Here is a 16,605-nt window from a genome sequence, read left to right as displayed (position 1 = left end):
ACCTTTATAAAAAAATTATAAAATGGCAGATAATTCTTTTGGGACACGTTTTATATTGACTACGTTTGGAGAATCGCACGGAGAGAAAATAGGGGGTATTATTGACGGTTGTCCGCCTGATATTCTTCTCGATTTAGAAAAAATACAGGCTGAGTTAGACAGACGCAGACCCGGACAATCCGCTATAGTAAGTCAGCGTAAGGAAAAAGACCAGGTCATTTTTTTATCGGGAATATTTGAGGGACGAACCACTGGAACTCCTATTGCCTTTTTTATTGATAATGAAAATAAAAAATCTAAAGACTATGATCATCTGAAAGATTATTTCAGGCCGAGTCATGCAGATTATACGTACTTTAAAAAATATGGAAACCGAGATTACAGAGGTGGTGGCAGAAGCTCAGCAAGAGAAACGGCTTGTCGCGTAGTTGGCGGTGCTTTGGCTAAACAGCTTATCCGTCCTGTTGAAATATATGCGTATGTTTCTTCGGTTGGAGATATTGTTTTAGAAAAAAACTATAAAGAATTAGATTTATCTTCTATAGATGCCAATATAGTTCGTTGTCCTGATGAACCAACGGCAATAAGAATGCAGGAGCTTATCAAAGAAGTAAAAAAAGAAGGTGATACCATTGGAGGGGTGGTGAGCTGCGTCATCAAAAATGTACCTGTTGGTATAGGCAGCCCCGTTTTTAACCGTTTGGAAGCGCAATTGGCAAAAGCAATGCTCTCTATACCGGCAGTTAAAGGATTCGAGTTTGGTAGCGGATTTGAAGGCTCAAAAATGAGAGGCAGTGACCATAATGATTATTTCAACGAAGACGGTAGCACAAAAACGAATTATTCAGGAGGTATTCAGGGAGGTATCAGCAATGGAATGGATATTTATTTTCGAGTAGCTTTTAAGCCGGTTGCAACTTTACTAAAGCCTCAGGAAATGCTATCCGTTGATGGAACGCTCAAAATAGTAGAAGGCAGAGGACGGCATGATGCCTGTGTGCTGCCACGGGCAGTTCCGGTTGTAGATGCAATGGCAGCATTAGTGCTGGCAGACTTTATGCTTTAATCATTGCATTCCATCATCAGTAAATACCCTTTTTCATACCGTATGCTTACCGTACCGTCTTTGGTAACAGCATTACTGCTACCCGTTCGGAAGCCCAGTGTCAGAGATTCATTACAGAGAGGGTAATCGAGGTTCTCAGTATAAATGTTCTCCACATGCCCTATGGGTATCAGCGAAATAGTAGTACCGGCAGGATACCATTTTTTATAGTGCTTTGGCAAGAGAAACACTTTTGAATAATCATCCAGTAATACCACTTTGAGTTGTCCGGCATACTTTACCATATTGGTAAGATTGGTAAAAGTATGGTCCATTCTCCTTCCAGTAGCCCAAACAACATTTACAGCTGGAATTCCTTTCTCTATCAGGTAATTATATGCCTTATCCAGATCGGTAGAATTCTGATCTTCTATTTTAATAATTTCGATCGGGTATTGAAGCTCTTTATATCTATTATAATCAAAACCACGATCAAAATCTCCGATAAGCACATCAATTTTAATTCCTAATTCAAGGACGCGATCTACAGCAGAATCCAATACTACGACCAGAGGTGACCATTCCAGCAGCTGGTTGAGAAGTTCCCTGTTACAGCTTTCTCCGTTGGCAATGATTAAAGCGGGTTCCTGATCATCGCGTACGATATGATGTGAAGACATTTTTTATTTTCAAAAGTAAAAAAAATATCAGAATAGAAAAGATACATTTTTAAAGAATTGGATTAATGTTTATATTTGGAGCTATTAAAAAACAATACAATGGATTTACAACAGGACCAATGGTGGGAAAACTACCAAAAAGATGAAAATGCTGTTTTATTAGATGTTCGTTCTGAAGAAGAAGTAGAAGAAATAGCAATTCCGCAGGCAATTAATATTGATTTTTATAAAGGACAGGAGTTTCTAAATGAACTGGAGCAATTAGATAAAAATAAAAACTATTATGTGTACTGTCGTTCCGGAAACAGAAGCGGACAAACCTGTATGCTGATGAAGCAATTAGGCTTTGAAAACACGTTTAACCTGATCGGAGGAATGAACGAATGGGAGGGACCAACAAAATAGTAAAAGGCGCAAGCCTTTTTTTTATGTATGTGCTAAAAAGTGAAAAGCAATGATGGAACTAATAGATTTTATACTGCATGTAGACCAGCATTTGGTTGAATTTATAAATGATTACGGTATTTGGGTATATGCCATTTTATTCTTAATTATATTTGTTGAAACAGGTGTTGTGGTAATGCCTTTTTTACCGGGTGATTCTCTGTTATTTGCAGCAGGAATGCTTGCCGCTCAGCCCAATGAACTAAATGTTATACTCTTAATTGGTTTATTGCTCATTGCTGCTATTTTAGGTGATTCCTTAAACTATTCTATTGGTAAAAGGTTTGGAATGAAACTTACAAAAGTAAAACTGTTTGGTAAACAGCCTGTACAGGAAAAGCACATAGAAAAAACACATGATTTTTATGTGAAATACGGCAGTAAGACCATTGTTATTGCACGGTTTGTACCGATAATCAGAACCTTAGCTCCGTTTGTGGCAGGTATAGGAAAAATGCGTTATGCTACTTTTATTACCTATAATATAGTAGGGGCAGTTTTTTGGGTGGTAGGAATTACACTTGCCGGCTTTTTCCTTGGAAATATTCCCATTATAAGAGACAATTTTTCTAAAGTAGTTTTACTGATTATCATACTTTCGGTATTACCTATTATTTTTTCTGTAATTAAAGAGAAATACACTTCTAAAAAGAATTAAAAACTAAAATTTTATTAAAATAAGATTTTCTTATAATTAGTTTCTGTATTTTTTTTACTTTTGCTACATCAAAATTAAAATATGAATCACACCATGTGCTATACTACTAATTGCTTTTGCTGGATATCCGGACAGAGATTTCATGTAGTGTAACATTTTATAACCGCATAACAATACCATTGAGTCTCTGTAAAAATATTACAGAGACTTTTTTATTTAATACTTATGATAAACGATATTTTAACCAGAAACCAGTCATTAAACCGCCTTTCTATCAATAGAAAGGAGATCATACAATGGATAGATGAGATGTATCAATGGCTTTTTGCCACGGAAGAATCTCTGGCTGATGAAGAAGCATTTTCAAAAGCCTATACCCACTTGTATAAAAAATTAGATATAATTTTACAACAGTTGCCTGAGCAGGAAAGAGTATCAGTAGCTTTTTTTAGTGAATTGAATGAAACGCATAAAATACTTTTTTTAGATCTCGAAGCTATTTATGAATTTGATCCGGCTGCTAAGTCACGCGATGAAATCATCTTATCTTATCCCGGGTTTTATGCTATTGCAGTATATCGGTTGGCGCATATATTGTGGCAATTGAATGTTCCGGTTATTCCACGCATTATTTCAGAATATATACATGGGAAAACGGGAATTGATATTCATCCCGGAGCCACAATCGGTCATTCGTTTTTTATTGACCACGGAACCGGTATTGTCATCGGGCAAACGGCTATCATTGGTAACCATGTAAAAATCTATCAGGGAGTCACGCTGGGAGCACTTAATGTAAAGAAAGAAGAAGCAGAAACAAAAAGACATCCTACTATTAAAGATAATGTGATCATTTATGCCAATGCTACCATTCTGGGAGGAAAGACAGTTATAGGAACAGATACTGTGATAGGAGGTAATGTATGGATATCATCTTCTGTACCTGCAAATTCTCTGGTTTTTAATAAAAGCGAGATCGTTATTAAAAGCAATAAAATATTTCCCGAACCATTAAATTTTGTCATTTAACCTAAAACCATTATAAAATGAAAGCAAATAACATTCTGGAGTTAATAGGAAAAACGCCTATTGTCAAGATCAATACATTATATGCAGCACCGGATAAAGAAATCTGGATAAAACTGGAACGAACTAATCCGGGAGGAAGTATTAAAGACCGTATTGCATTAGCAATGATAGAAGATGCCGAGAAAAAAGGAATATTAAAACCGGGCAGCGTTATCATTGAACCAACATCGGGAAATACAGGAATCGGATTATCATTGGTAGGTGCTGTAAAAGGATATAAAGTGATTTTAGTAATGCCGGAATCCATGAGTATAGAACGTAGAAAACTGATGGAGGTTTATGGAGCAGAATTTGAACTGACTCCTCGTGAAAAAGGTATGAAAGGAGCTATTGAAAAAGCTCAGGAGTTAGTGAATACCATTGAAAATGCATGGACACCACAACAATTTGAAAATGAAGCCAATCCTGAAATACACAGTCATACTACTGCTCAGGAAATTTTAGCTGATTTTCCGGACGGATTAGATTATGTGATTACAGGTGTAGGAACAGGCGGACATATATCGGGTATTGCAGCCGTATTAAAACAAAAATACCCGGATATTAAGATCATAGCTGTTGAACCTGAACTATCGCCAGTATTAAGCGGTGGTGAACCCGGACCGCATCCTATTCAGGGAATCGGTGCAGGGTTTGTTCCTAAGGTTTTTAAAAAAGACCTTATTGATGAAATAATCACAGTAGGAAAAGAAGAAGCTTTTGACTTCACCAGAAAACTGGCACGAAATGAGGGGATTCTTACAGGAATTTCTACGGGAGCTTCACTTGCTGCTATTGCAAAAAAAATAGATCAACTACCATCGGGAAGTAAAGTACTCACCATTAATTATGACACAGGAGAACGTTATTTATCAGTAGAAGGTTTATTTTAGGGGTAAAAAATAAATTAATCCTTGAAATTTTGTTATTTTTATAAAAAACTGAAAAGAATGAGATATTTTAAAGGAATAGCAACGCTGATTTTATTGGGTACCCTGACACTTTCAGCATGTTCATCTGATAATGAAGCAGCTGATTGTGAAAGAGACCAGCATGCCTTAATTGCATCTGTAGAAAGTGAAACATTGACAGTTGCTGTTAATTATGATTTACCGTTAGACGTCATTTACGGAATAGAAAATTCCTGCGGTGCTTTTAAGAAATTTGAAATCGAAAAAAATGGATTTGACTGGAATATTAAAGTCATCAACCATTATACAGGATGCGAATGTTCTGAAGTATATAGAAATGAAACGCAAAAACTGTATTTCAGAGTTACTCAGCCCGGGACCTATACACTCACCTTTAACAGTCCGGATGGTTCTGCTATTCAAAAAGTAATCATTGTAACATAAAAAAGAGGTTTTCAACAAAACCTCTTTTTTAATGAGCTAAAAATTCTTTTAACCTGTTTTTTCCTTCATTTAGTAATGAATCGTGAGGATATTTTTCATTGATTTCAGCTGTATTGAGCAATGTATCCACATCATAAAAGTAGATTGCCTGCTCTTCAAGACGATCCTTATTATCTTTATTATTTATTATTTCTACAATCGCTGCAACTACTTTGTTTTTCTTGTAATAAAAAATTTTATTGGTAGATATCTCATCGTATTCCTGATAGATAACAGAAAAGAGTTGAGTGGCGTCAAAGGCAAAATAGCTGATGCTGTAATCAATATCTTTATTGTTTTTTTTCAGTGTTCCATTAATGTTTTCAACTTCAAACTGTTCATTCTCATTGATGTCTTCAATATACGTATTGATTTCACTAATCTTAAATTCAGTGTCGGGAATAGTCTGACTATATGCCGTAACCGACATAAATGTAATCAGTATAAAAAGGGTTTGTTTCATCTGTAATGATTGTTAATTATTTCGTTTAATAGGTTTGTTACTATTTGCTAATTCCCAAAGGGTTGCAAAAATGAGTTGTACACGGGGTAGCATTGCATCATACATGATCTTGTCTGAAGTATCAGTAGGTTTGTGATAATCTGCATGTGTACCGTTATAATAGAAAATAGCAGGTACATTGTTTTTTGCAAAATTGTAGTGATCGGATCGGTAATAAATCATCTCCCGATCGTTAGGATCATTATAGGTATAATCCAATATAAGATTGGTGTATTTTTTGTTGGTAGCCTCTGATAGGTTATGAAGATCTTTGCTAAGCCTGTCAGCACCTACCAGATATATATAATCACCAGTACCAATATGTTTATCATCAATGCGCCCAATCATATCAACATTGAGATTGGCAATTGTTTGCTCGAGAGGGTATAGGGGATATTGGGTATAAAATCTGGAACCGTGTAATCCGTATTCTTCTCCGGTACAATGCAGAAAAATAACAGAGCGCTTTGGACCTTTACCTTCCTTTACAGCTTTTTGAAACACACGTGCGATTTCCAATACCGCTGTTGTTCCAGAAGCATTATCATCAGCTCCGTTATATATTTCTCCGTTTGCCATGCCAATATGATCATAATGGGCAGATAATACAATGTATTGATCGGGAAACTCACTTCCTTTAATAAAGGCAATCACATTTTCACTGTCTGAGAGTGTAGGGCTAAATGGCCGTTGCATAAATTCTGACGGTACTTTTTGATAATAATTAGATGTTCCTTTGGCTGCAGAAATATTTTGTAACTCATAAAAATCACGGATATAGGCTGCTGCTTTTTTCTGACCTGTTTCTCCTGTTCTACGGCCTTCCATTTCATCAGCTGCAAGTGTGGTAACATGAGTTATTAGGTTTTCTTTCTCAATTTGTTTAAGATAATGAGTAAGATCGGTATTTTTTACGTTCTGGTTATTTTTTTGTCCAAAAGAACTTATTATGAAAAAGAAACTGATAAATATGTATATATTAGAATGTTTCATAATTATTTTTAATTCCAAATGTACATTTTTAAGCAATACAAAAAGAATTTTTAGGATCTTTTAAATTTTTGTTTATTTTTTTTATCAAATTTATATTGTAGTATTAAAAATATTAGTATATTCGTACTAAGTAGTGTTTTTATTATGTTTTATAAGAATTGGCTTGCCAAGAAATTGGCAGGCTTTTTTATTGTATTTTCTCACCTAAACAGGACACACTTTTCTTAAATATCATTTTTTAGTTGTCTGCATACTATTTTAAAGATATAAATTAGAAAGCTATTGTTATATTTGTGTGCAAATCATACAAATGAAAAAAGTAGTTTTGGTCACGGGAGGCTCATCGGGTATCGGAAAGTCAATCGGAGAATTCTTACAGGAAAAAGGCTTTATCGTCTATGGTACCAGTCGTAATCCGCAACAAATAACAACTTCTAAAATACAGTTACTTGCCTTGGATGTACGGCAGACAGATACAATTAAAAAAGCGGTAGAAACTATCATTGCAAAAGAAGGCAGACTGGATGTTGTAATTAATAATGCAGGTGTTGGCATCACGGGGCCAATTGAAGAAATCCCGGCAGAGGAAATAAAAAACAACTTTGAAACCAATGTATTCGGTCCGATTGAGGTTATGAAAGCTGTTCTGCCTCAGATGCGATTGCAAAAAGACGGATTGATCATTAATGTTACCTCTATTGCGGGATATATGGGATTACCGTTCCGGGGAATATATTCCTCTTCAAAAGGCGCATTAGAACTGATAACAGAATCTATTCGTATGGAAGTAAAACCTTTTGGTATTGATGTCGTGAACATAGCTCCTGGTGATTTTGCTACGGATATCGCTACCCGTAGATTTCATGCTCCGCTCATAAAAGGATCTCCTTATGAGAAAGTATATTCAGAACAATTGGCTACAATAAATACACATGTTGATGACGGATTAAATCCTAAAGAAATGGCTTTGGCTATTTATAAAATCATGCATACAGATCAGCCTCGGATCCATTACAAGGTGGGCGCTTTTATGCAGAAATTTTCAATTGTCTTGAAAAAGATTCTTCCGGACAGGATGTATGAAAAAATACTTATGAACCATTATAAATTAAAATAACCTTATTAAAACATGAAAAAAACTACTTTACTTTTATTATTTTTCGCAACCTTTAAAGGTTTTTCACAGATTATTGAACATCAGAGATTTATTGTTTCAGCTAATGTAGGGGTCGGTTTCACCCTTACAGATAACACTGATAACGATATTTCAGAGTATCTTCGGGCTTATAAAACGTATGAACTCAATGCCGGATATCGTTTGGCTTTTGATGGTAGGATTTTTATGGGTCTTACCTATAAGAAGATAGATTTCAATAAAAGGAACTATAACTCATATGAAAACATTTCCAGTCCTGTTGGTTTTGATGCAATTCCGAATCAATTAAAAAAAGACATCACTTTTACAGGAGTGAGTTTTATGTATAAAAGTAAATCATTCTTTAAAACAGCCGATGCAACGTTTGTACTGACCCCATCATATGCAACCCTGACGATGAAAAATTCTTCGCCTTTCAGAGAGCAAAAACTTACGTCAAATACGTTTGGAGTAATCGCAAGTGTGCAGAATAATTATTATCTTACAGAAAATCTTAGCATAGGACCTAAAATCAGCATTTCTTATGCTAAATTTGATGAACTGGAAAAGAATAATTCCGGAATAACAAAGTATACACATTTGGGAGCTGAAATTAATTTTAATGCATCATATCAATTTTAAAATACAACACAAATGAAGTTTTTTATAGACACGGCAAATTTAGAGCAAATTAAAGAGGCTCAGGCATTAGGCGTTTTGGATGGAGTAACCACCAATCCGTCTTTAATGGCTAAAGAAGGGATTACAGGTAAAAATAACATACTAAAGCATTATATCGATATTTGTAATATTGTAGATGGAGATGTTTCTGCAGAAGTAATTGCCATAGATTATGACGGAATGATTAAAGAAGGTGAGGAGCTTGCAGAATTGCATGAACAGATCGTGGTAAAAATTCCAATGACAAAAGAAGGGATCAAAGCGTGTAAATATTTTTCTGACAAAGGAATCAGAACAAATGTAACTCTCGTTTTTTCTGCAGGGCAGGCATTACTGGCTGCAAAAGCAGGAGCAACCTATGTTTCTCCTTTTTTGGGACGCCTTGATGATATCTCTACTGATGGTCTCAACCTTATTGATGAGATTCGTATGATTTATGATAATTATGCTTTTGAAACTCAAATTCTGGCAGCATCAATTCGGCATACCATGCATGTGGTCAATTGTGCTAAAATCGGAGCTGATGTTATGACAGGACCATTGTCTTCTATTTTAGGACTGCTCAAACATCCTTTAACCGACATTGGGTTGCAACAATTTCTCGATGATTATGCCAAAGGAAATAGTTAATAATAACTTAAAAAGCCAGTTGTCCGCTACGTGATATCTGGCTTTTTTTATTTTTTTTCTTATCTTTACAAACCACCGTATAATATAATATAAAGAGGATAAGGAAAAAATACTAAAAACATATATGCTTTTACCGATTATTTTAATTTTTGTAGTTGCCTTTGGAACATTGCTTTTAGGGCGATATACGCGTTCAAAATTTTTTAAATTAATCACCTTTGTCCCCTTTCTGTTATTTACTTATTTCCTGAGCTTTCTTATTAATGTAAGTGACGGTACCCATAGCATTTTATTTTCAAACGAATGGATTCCGTCATTGGGGATTTCACTTGATTTTAAGGTTGACGGCTTGTCACTGTTATTCAGTCTCATGATTACGGGTATTGGTACTTTAGTGTATCTGTATGCTTCCTCATATTTAAGGGGACATCAGTATCTGCACCGTTTTTATTGTTATCTCACACTGTTTATGGGAGCCATGTTAGGTCTGGTGCTGTCTGATAATCTGATTACTTTATTTGTGTTTTGGGAGCTTACCAGTATCAGTTCGTTTTTTCTTATCGGATTCAAAAATGAAGATGAAGCTTCCCGAAAAAGTTCACTTTGGGCTTTATCATTGACAGGATTAGGCGGATTTTTTCTTCTGGCTTCATTTGTGATAATAGGCTCATTGTCAGGAACCTATTCTATTCATGAACTTTTGACAAAATCGGATGTACTTGTTGACAGTACATTTTATTATATCATTATTTTTTTCATGTTTGCTGCTGCTTTTACAAAATCAGCACAGTTTCCGTTTCATTTTTGGCTTCCGGGCGCTATGAAGGCACCGACTCCTGTTTCTGCATATCTGCACTCTGCAACCATGGTAAAAGCAGGTATATATATTATTGCCAGATTTACGCCTATATTAAGTGATGGAAATGTATGGAATATGACCTTGATGATTGTTGGTGGTACTACTATGTTTTTTGGCGCTTTTAACAGCATCTTTAAAACAGACATGAAAAGTGTATTGGCTTACTCAACCATATCAGCTCTGGGAGTTTTGGTTTTCTTACTGGGTATGGGATCAGATATGGCGCTTTATGCAGCATGTACTTTCATGCTGGTTCATGCACTATATAAAGCAGCCTTGTTTTTGATTACTGGAATTGTGGACCATGAAACGCATACAAGAGATCTTACAGTACTTAGCGGTCTTAAAAAAGTGATGCCTATTATTGCTTTTGCGGGTATTATTGCTTCATTTTCAAGCGCGGGTATTCCGCTGACGTTTGGTTTTATAAGCAAAGAACTTATTTATGGCGCTACTATGGATGATAATATATGGACTCAGGGTTCCGTTATTTTTCTTACTTCGTTGGCAGTCCTTACTAATATTTTATTAGCGGCGTCAGGTTTTTTGGTAGGTATAAAACCTTTCTTTGGCAAATTACCGGCAAAACTTGAAAAAGCACATATGCCGGGTTTCTTGTTATGGCTACCTCCGGTATTATTGAGTATGGCAAGTTTGCTTTTCGGATTGCTGCCTGCTATCGCTGATAATACGGTTATTAAATCGGCCTCGCAAGCCGTAAGAGGCACATTTATAGATATGCCTTTAGAAGTTTGGCACGGGTTCAGTATAGTATTGCTATTGAGTATGGCAACTATTGTATTGGGAGTTTTACTTTATATGGTGATGAAACCGACAAAAGGAGCAGAGGTATTTATAGAAGAATTTGACAAAATATCATCTAAACGATTGGTTATTTTTGTTGTTCAGAATATAAAAACATTTGCTTTTAAATATACGCGTATCATGCACAATGGGTATTTACGCATTTATCTTCTTTTTATCATTGTTTTTTTTATCGGTATTGTCGGGTATAAGCTTTTTGCAGATGTACCGCTGAGAATTAATACAGAACAACTATCTCCGATTCGTATATATGAACTCGCCGTATTTATAATGATTATTGTGGCGATATTTTTTATCACATACACCTCTTCCAGATTAACCGCCATTGCAGCACTGGGTGTGGTGGGATATTCAATCTGTTTGATTTTTGTATTTTATGGAGCGCCGGATTTAGCAATGACGCAATTTGCTATTGATACATTGACAGTAGTTTTATTTGTACTCGTATTGTTTCGATTACCATCCTTTTTGAAATTCAGCAACCGAAAAATACAAATCCGTGATGCTATCATTGCTACAATTTTTGGAATTCTTATTTCATTAATTACTTTACAGGCACTTGTATATCCATCTGATAAAGAGGTGAGTAAATTTTATGCAGACAGTGCATACACACTCGCAAAAGGGAAGAATGTAGTAAATGTAATTTTGGTAGATTTCCGTGGTTTCGATACACTGATTGAAACTATTGTATTGTCTATAGCTGCCATTGGAGTTTACAGTATTTTAAAATATAAAACTAAAGATGGAGAAAAAACAGAATAATACGCATAGAAATATAGACTCAACCATATTGAGAACGGCAACAAACTATTTATTGCCTTTATTAATTTTGTTTTCAATATTTGTTTTATTAAGAGGCCATTACTTATCCGGAGGAGGATTTGTTGGCGGACTTATTGCTTCTATTGCTTTTGTACTTCATTCGTTTGCTTACAACACCCGTCGTACAATTGCTTTATTTAAATTTCCGCCTATGTTTCTCATTCCGCTCGGCTTGTTATTAGCATTTTGCAGCGGTTATTTACCTACTCTCTTTGGAGATCCTTTCATGACTGGTGTTTGGTTTGCAGATTCTGTAGTGGTAATCGGAGCGTTTGGTACAGCCCTGATATTTGATTTAGGAGTGTATTTAGTCGTAATTGGTGTGGTTTTGACAATTTTGTTTACCATATCAGAAAATGTGTAATAGAAAAATATAATGGAATTATTATTAGTAATATTAGTAGGAGTACTCTATTCATCAGGAATATACATGATGTTTAGAAGAAGTATGGTAAAATTGCTTTTGGGATTATTACTGTTAGGAAACGGAGCCAACATACTCATTTTTCTGATGGGAGGACTCACCAAAGGAAAAGCGCCGATTATTGACGCCAATCAGACTGAGTTTTTGGATGTGTATGCAGATCCTGTACCTCAGGCTTTAATATTAACGGCTATTGTCATCAGTTTTGCATTGACAGCCTTTGCGATTGTTTTATTAAATAAAGTTTACAGTACTACCGGGTCTGATGATCTGGATTCGCTAAACATCCAAGATTTAGATATATGACAACAAATTTTATACTTGCTCCAATTTTGATGCACATGCTTACGGCAATTATGCTGCTGTTTTTCTGGCAACGGGTACAGGCGCAAAAAGTCATAAGTATAATTGGAAACAGTGTAGCTTTTTTAATGTGCATACGTCTTTTCAATCTCACTATGGAGCATGGCCATTTGGTTCTACAGGTAGGAAACTGGCAGGCGCCATTCGGCATTACTTTTGTTTCCGATACTCTTAGTGCCGTTATGGTTCTTCTAACAGCGATCGTCTCTCTTGGAGTAGGTATTTATTCAACGGCAGGTATTAATGTCAGCAGAATAAAATTTGGCTATTTCTTTATTTATCATTTCCTTATTATGGGATTGTTGGGTTCATTTCTCACAGGTGATATTTTTAACCTTTATGTATGGTTTGAAGTAGTTATTATTTCTTCTTTTATTTTACTAACTGTAGGAGGGAAGAAGATGCAAATGGAAGGAGCGATCAAATATGTCACAATGAATATGTTGGCATCGGTTATTTTTCTTACTGCTATAGGAATTTTATATGGTATTACGGGAAGTTTGAATATTGCAGATCTTGCCGGAAAAGTTGCTGCTATAGAAAACAGAGGACTGGTAACAGTAACTTCATTACTCTTTTTTGTAGGATTCGGGATTAAGTCATCTGTGTTTCCATTGTACTTCTGGCTGCCGTCTTCTTATCACACACCGCCGTCTGCTATCGCGGCAATTTTTGGAGGATTGTTGACTAAAATGGGGGTATATGCGTTATTCAGAGTATTTACGGTAATTTTTCAACCCGATTATTTCACTCTTGTACTTTTTTCTGTAATTGCTATTCTTACGATGTTTACTGGAGCTTTGGGAACCATCAATAAAAGAAATATCAGACGTATTTTGTCATATCTTATAGTGTGCCATATTGGTTATCTTATTGCCGGATTAGGATTATATACAGAGCTGGCTTTTGCAGGAGTGGTATTCTATCTCATTCATGATGTAATTGTAAAGAGTAATGTATTTATGATTACAGGCGTTCTTTTCAAAATAAGAGAAACAGTAGATATGCAGCGTTTGGGTGGATTGTATAAAGACTATCCCAAACTCTCATTTGTGATTGCCATTGTGTTGTTTTCTCTGGTGGGTATACCGCCTTTGTCAGGATTCTGGCCTAAAATACTTCTTTTTCAGGAAGCATTTAAAGACGGACAATTTATTATGTTAGGCGCTCTTATCTTTGCAAGTTTTGTAACTTTATATGTGATTGCGAGATTGTGGGCAGAAATTTTCTGGAAAGATTCTCCTAAACCGTTGACAGAAGAGATCGATCATTTTGCACCTTTTTCTCTGAGCGGAAAAATTGCTTTAGTGCTGCCAATTGTAGCACTGGCCGGTGTTTCTCTTTTTATCGGATTAAATGCCAATGCTATAATGGAAGTGTCTAACCGAGCTGCCCATGAAATGATGAATCCGACTGTTTATATTAATGCGGTTTTAGGAACCAACAAATAAGAAACTTATGATACAGTATTTTTTACTAAATTTATTATTGACATTTGTATGGGTAGCCCTTACTGGGCAACTTAATTATGTCAATTTTATATTTGGGTTCATCTTAGGATTCTTGATTTTATGGATGCTCAAGAGAACTTCAAAACAGGATAAAGATTATTTTTTCAGAGTACCGAAAATCATATCTTTTATTTTGTATTTTTTTTACGATATGCTCAAAGCTAACTTTGAAGTAGCTATGGATGTTTTAACACCAAAATTTGACATGAAACCGGGTATTATCAAATATGAAATGGATGCACAAACCGATTTTGAGATTACCATGCTGGCGAACATGATTGCTCTGACGCCCGGAACTTTGGTCATTGATATTTCTAAAGACAAAAAATGCATTTATATCCATGGAATGTATCTGAGAGACAAAGAAAAATTTATCAAAAGACTTAAAGAAAGAACAGAAACTAAATTATTAGAAATATTGCGATAAGATGACAGTAGAAGAATATTTGATTTATGTAGTAATGCCTATTATCTGTCTATCACTGGCTTTTATATTTATACGATTTCTCAAAGGTCCTCAGGTAGTAGACCGTGTAGTGGCACTTGATTTATTGATTACGGTAGGGGTAGGATTTATTGGTTTATTCAGTATTATTACCAGCAATGCTATCTTTTTAGATGTGGCGATGATCCTTGCGCTTATTGCCTTTCTGAGTACCGTAGCTTTCTCATATTATATATACAGAAGAAAAAATGATGACTGATATTTTTATAATGGCTCTGAGTACAATAGGTGCTCTTTTTATATTAATTGCATCGTATGGAATTTACAGAATGCCTGATTTTTATGCCCGTTTATCTGTAACGATAAAAGCAGCAACTATGGGTATAGGTTGTATACTGGCTGCAGCTGCGTTGCATTTTTCTGAATTTTCAGTAACCACCAAAGCACTTGCCATTGTTTTCTTTTTGTTTCTTACTTCACCTGTAGCCGGTTTTCTTATCGGACGTGTGGCCTATTTTACGGGAACAAAATTGTGGAAGCACAGTATTATAGATGAAATGCGAAATGATCCGGAAAGTTCTTGTGCTGTTCATGAGAAAAAGAAAGAAGAACCTGTGAAAAAGCCACTACCTGAAAAGGAAGAATAAAAAGTGTTTTTCTATATGTGTGTAGTGACATCAATCGGTTTAGATGAAAATAGTACCAACAATATTATTGCACACCGCGGAGCATGGAAAGAGTTTAACCTTCCGCAGAACTCAATAGCAGCTTTGCAAAAAGCTATGGCACTTCATTGTTATGGAGTAGAGTGTGATGTACATATCACAAAAGACAGTATACTCGTGGTACATCATGATGATGATTTTTTTGATATGCCTATTATATCAGCTACCTACAGTGAGCTGAAACAGAAATCTTCAATAAGTCTTTCCGTTTTACCGTTATTATCAGAATTTTTAGAACTCATAAAACACCATTTACAAACCCATCTCATTATAGAACTTAAGATTCCTGAAATTTGTACTTCTGCTGATAAAAAACGATTTGTAATGGCACTTTCAGCATTAATGAAAGATTACCAACAACCATTTTTATTCTCTTTTATTACATTTGACTGGTATACAGCAATTCAACTAAAAAAAGAATTGCCACACTTTAAAATATCATACCTAAATGGAGATAAGACTCCTGAAGAAATAAAAGCAAGTGGCTTGGACGGTGTTGACTACCATTTTACAAGATTTTTGGAACACCCGGACTGGCTTGAAAAGAGTAGGCAATTGGAACTGATTACAAATACCTGGACACTAAATGATCCTTTGGTGTTTCAAGCATTCCAGCAACAGACAATTGACTATATTACCACTGATTATCCTGCTTTATTTTTAGAATTATAAACTTACTTTGTATTATCTTTTTCAGAAAGCAATATGGGATATAAGATGCGCAGACCTTCAGAAGCACTTTTTGCAATAACACTAAGATTTTTGAAATGGACTGCTTCTTTAGAAGGATTTTTATCAATATAAAATTTAGTTGCATGATCCGGAGCATAGTCAATAAGTCCGGCAGCCGGATACACCTGTAGTGAAGTGCCAATTACCAATACATAATCAGCATTTTTAAGTTCTGTAATGGCATTTTCTATCTTAGGAACCGCTTCGCCAAACCATACAATTGCGGGACGCATCTGGTGATTATCAGGACAGGTATGCTGAAGTGTAATGTCAGAAGACCATTCCACTTCATACGATTCATTCCCACTGCTTTTTGCTTTCAGTAGTTCTCCATGCAGATGAATAACTTTTGAACTGCCACTTCTTTCATGTAAATCATCTACATTCTGCGTAATGATTACTACATCAAAATTCTCTTCAAGCTTCTTTAAAATATGGTGAGCAGTATTAGGTTGGACTTCCTGTAACTGTTTTCTCCGTAAGTTATAAAAATCTAATACAAGCTTCGGGTTTCTCGCAAAACCCTCAGGAGTGGCAACTTCTGTTATATCATGTCCTTCCCATAATCCGTCTGAATCTCTGAATGTTTTAATACCGCTTTCTGCACTTATGCCGGCACCGGACAACACAACCAATTTTTTCATTATTTTTCTTTTTTTGTAAGTA

Annotated in this window: 21 protein-coding genes; 17 read left to right on the top strand and 4 right to left on the bottom strand. The window is 35.4% G+C overall.

Annotated elements, in window-relative coordinates:
* Nucleotides 1-22 precede the first annotated feature (22 nt).
* The gene (aroC, locus tag QW060_RS08070; protein WP_290363129.1) at nt 23-1,066 is read left to right on the top strand and encodes a chorismate synthase; all 1,044 of its coding nucleotides are present in this window, start codon (nt 23-25) and stop codon (nt 1,064-1,066) included.
* On the opposite strand, the gene QW060_RS08065 is transcribed toward aroC, so the two are convergent.
* Nucleotides 1,063-1,725, bottom strand: a complete 663-nt coding sequence (locus QW060_RS08065; protein WP_290363128.1) for a thiamine diphosphokinase — start codon at nt 1,723-1,725, stop codon at nt 1,063-1,065. The genes aroC and QW060_RS08065 overlap by 4 nt on opposite strands.
* Nucleotides 1,726-1,824: 99 nt before the next feature.
* Here QW060_RS08065 and QW060_RS08060 point away from each other — a divergent pair, with 99 nt between their 5' ends.
* From QW060_RS08060 to QW060_RS08040, 5 genes are all read left to right on the top strand, one after another.
* On the top strand, nt 1,825-2,130 hold the full coding sequence (locus tag QW060_RS08060) for a rhodanese-like domain-containing protein (RefSeq protein WP_290363127.1): 306 nt from the start codon (nt 1,825-1,827) through the stop codon (nt 2,128-2,130).
* A 52-nt stretch (nt 2,131-2,182) separates the two neighbouring features.
* Nucleotides 2,183-2,827 carry a DedA family protein gene (locus QW060_RS08055; protein WP_290364722.1) on the top strand — a complete coding sequence of 215 codons (645 nt, stop codon included), beginning with the start codon at nt 2,183-2,185 and terminating at the stop codon, nt 2,825-2,827.
* A gap of 225 nt (nt 2,828-3,052) precedes the next feature.
* The gene (gene epsC / locus QW060_RS08050) at nt 3,053-3,856 is read left to right on the top strand and encodes a serine O-acetyltransferase EpsC (RefSeq protein ID WP_290363126.1); all 804 of its coding nucleotides are present in this window, start codon (nt 3,053-3,055) and stop codon (nt 3,854-3,856) included.
* A 17-nt stretch (nt 3,857-3,873) separates the two neighbouring features.
* The gene (cysK, locus tag QW060_RS08045) at nt 3,874-4,788 is read left to right on the top strand and encodes a cysteine synthase A (protein ID WP_290363125.1); all 915 of its coding nucleotides are present in this window, start codon (nt 3,874-3,876) and stop codon (nt 4,786-4,788) included.
* 57 nt (nt 4,789-4,845) lie between these two features.
* Nucleotides 4,846-5,250: a hypothetical protein gene (locus QW060_RS08040; protein ID WP_290363124.1), complete on the top strand. Its 405-nt coding sequence runs from the start codon at nt 4,846-4,848 to the stop codon at nt 5,248-5,250.
* 28 nt (nt 5,251-5,278) lie between these two features.
* On the opposite strand, the gene QW060_RS08035 is transcribed toward QW060_RS08040, so the two are convergent.
* Together QW060_RS08035 and QW060_RS08030 are read right to left on the bottom strand one after the other, a co-directional pair.
* The gene (locus QW060_RS08035) at nt 5,279-5,752 is read right to left on the bottom strand and encodes a hypothetical protein (RefSeq protein ID WP_290363123.1); all 474 of its coding nucleotides are present in this window, start codon (nt 5,750-5,752) and stop codon (nt 5,279-5,281) included.
* 12 nt (nt 5,753-5,764) lie between these two features.
* Nucleotides 5,765-6,784 (bottom strand): M28 family metallopeptidase, encoded by a 1,020-nt coding sequence (locus tag QW060_RS08030; RefSeq protein WP_290364721.1) that lies wholly within the window; start codon nt 6,782-6,784, stop codon nt 5,765-5,767.
* A gap of 310 nt (nt 6,785-7,094) precedes the next feature.
* On the opposite strand from QW060_RS08030, the gene QW060_RS08025 reads away from it, so the two are divergent.
* The 11 genes from QW060_RS08025 to QW060_RS07975 all read left to right on the top strand — a co-directional run bounded on the left by QW060_RS08025 (nt 7,095) and on the right by QW060_RS07975 (nt 15,879).
* Nucleotides 7,095-7,901, top strand: coding sequence for an SDR family oxidoreductase (locus QW060_RS08025; protein WP_290363122.1), 807 nt, complete (start codon nt 7,095-7,097; stop codon nt 7,899-7,901).
* 12 nt (nt 7,902-7,913) lie between these two features.
* Nucleotides 7,914-8,561: a hypothetical protein gene (locus QW060_RS08020; protein WP_290363121.1), complete on the top strand. Its 648-nt coding sequence runs from the start codon at nt 7,914-7,916 to the stop codon at nt 8,559-8,561.
* A 12-nt stretch (nt 8,562-8,573) separates the two neighbouring features.
* Nucleotides 8,574-9,230 carry a fructose-6-phosphate aldolase gene (fsa, locus tag QW060_RS08015; RefSeq protein ID WP_290363120.1) on the top strand — a complete coding sequence of 219 codons (657 nt, stop codon included), beginning with the start codon at nt 8,574-8,576 and terminating at the stop codon, nt 9,228-9,230.
* Nucleotides 9,231-9,354: 124 nt separating this feature from the next.
* Nucleotides 9,355-11,679 (top strand): putative monovalent cation/H+ antiporter subunit A, encoded by a 2,325-nt coding sequence (locus QW060_RS08010; protein WP_290363119.1) that lies wholly within the window; start codon nt 9,355-9,357, stop codon nt 11,677-11,679.
* Nucleotides 11,660-12,103 carry a Na+/H+ antiporter subunit B gene (locus tag QW060_RS08005; RefSeq protein ID WP_290363118.1) on the top strand — a complete coding sequence of 148 codons (444 nt, stop codon included), beginning with the start codon at nt 11,660-11,662 and terminating at the stop codon, nt 12,101-12,103. The genes QW060_RS08010 and QW060_RS08005 overlap by 20 nt, the downstream gene beginning before the upstream one ends.
* A 12-nt stretch (nt 12,104-12,115) precedes the next feature.
* Nucleotides 12,116-12,469, top strand: a complete 354-nt coding sequence (locus tag QW060_RS08000; protein ID WP_290363117.1) for a Na+/H+ antiporter subunit C — start codon at nt 12,116-12,118, stop codon at nt 12,467-12,469.
* Nucleotides 12,466-13,977 carry a proton-conducting transporter transmembrane domain-containing protein gene (locus QW060_RS07995; RefSeq protein ID WP_290363116.1) on the top strand — a complete coding sequence of 504 codons (1,512 nt, stop codon included), beginning with the start codon at nt 12,466-12,468 and terminating at the stop codon, nt 13,975-13,977. Before QW060_RS08000 ends, QW060_RS07995 begins: the two co-directional genes overlap by 4 nt.
* Before the next feature lie 7 nt (nt 13,978-13,984).
* A complete protein-coding gene (locus tag QW060_RS07990) occupies nt 13,985-14,464 on the top strand; it encodes a Na+/H+ antiporter subunit E (protein WP_290363115.1) in 480 nt (159 codons plus the stop codon).
* Between the two features lies 1 nt (nt 14,465).
* Nucleotides 14,466-14,741, top strand: a complete 276-nt coding sequence (locus tag QW060_RS07985) for a cation:proton antiporter (RefSeq protein ID WP_290363114.1) — start codon at nt 14,466-14,468, stop codon at nt 14,739-14,741.
* The gene (gene mnhG, locus QW060_RS07980; RefSeq protein ID WP_317623183.1) at nt 14,734-15,129 is read left to right on the top strand and encodes a monovalent cation/H(+) antiporter subunit G; all 396 of its coding nucleotides are present in this window, start codon (nt 14,734-14,736) and stop codon (nt 15,127-15,129) included. The genes QW060_RS07985 and mnhG overlap by 8 nt, the downstream gene beginning before the upstream one ends.
* Nucleotides 15,130-15,144: 15 nt before the next feature.
* Nucleotides 15,145-15,879, top strand: a complete 735-nt coding sequence (locus QW060_RS07975) for a glycerophosphodiester phosphodiesterase (protein WP_290363112.1) — start codon at nt 15,145-15,147, stop codon at nt 15,877-15,879.
* A gap of 2 nt (nt 15,880-15,881) precedes the next feature.
* Here the strand turns inward: QW060_RS07975 and QW060_RS07970 are convergent, their stop codons facing one another.
* Nucleotides 15,882-16,583, bottom strand: coding sequence for an SIR2 family NAD-dependent protein deacylase (locus tag QW060_RS07970; protein WP_290363111.1), 702 nt, complete (start codon nt 16,581-16,583; stop codon nt 15,882-15,884).
* Nucleotides 16,584-16,605 lie beyond the last annotated feature (22 nt).

The organism is Paenimyroides ceti, assembly GCF_030409925.1.
Note: the sequence above shows the minus strand (reverse complement) of the source record. Positions and strands in the feature narration are given on the sequence as shown.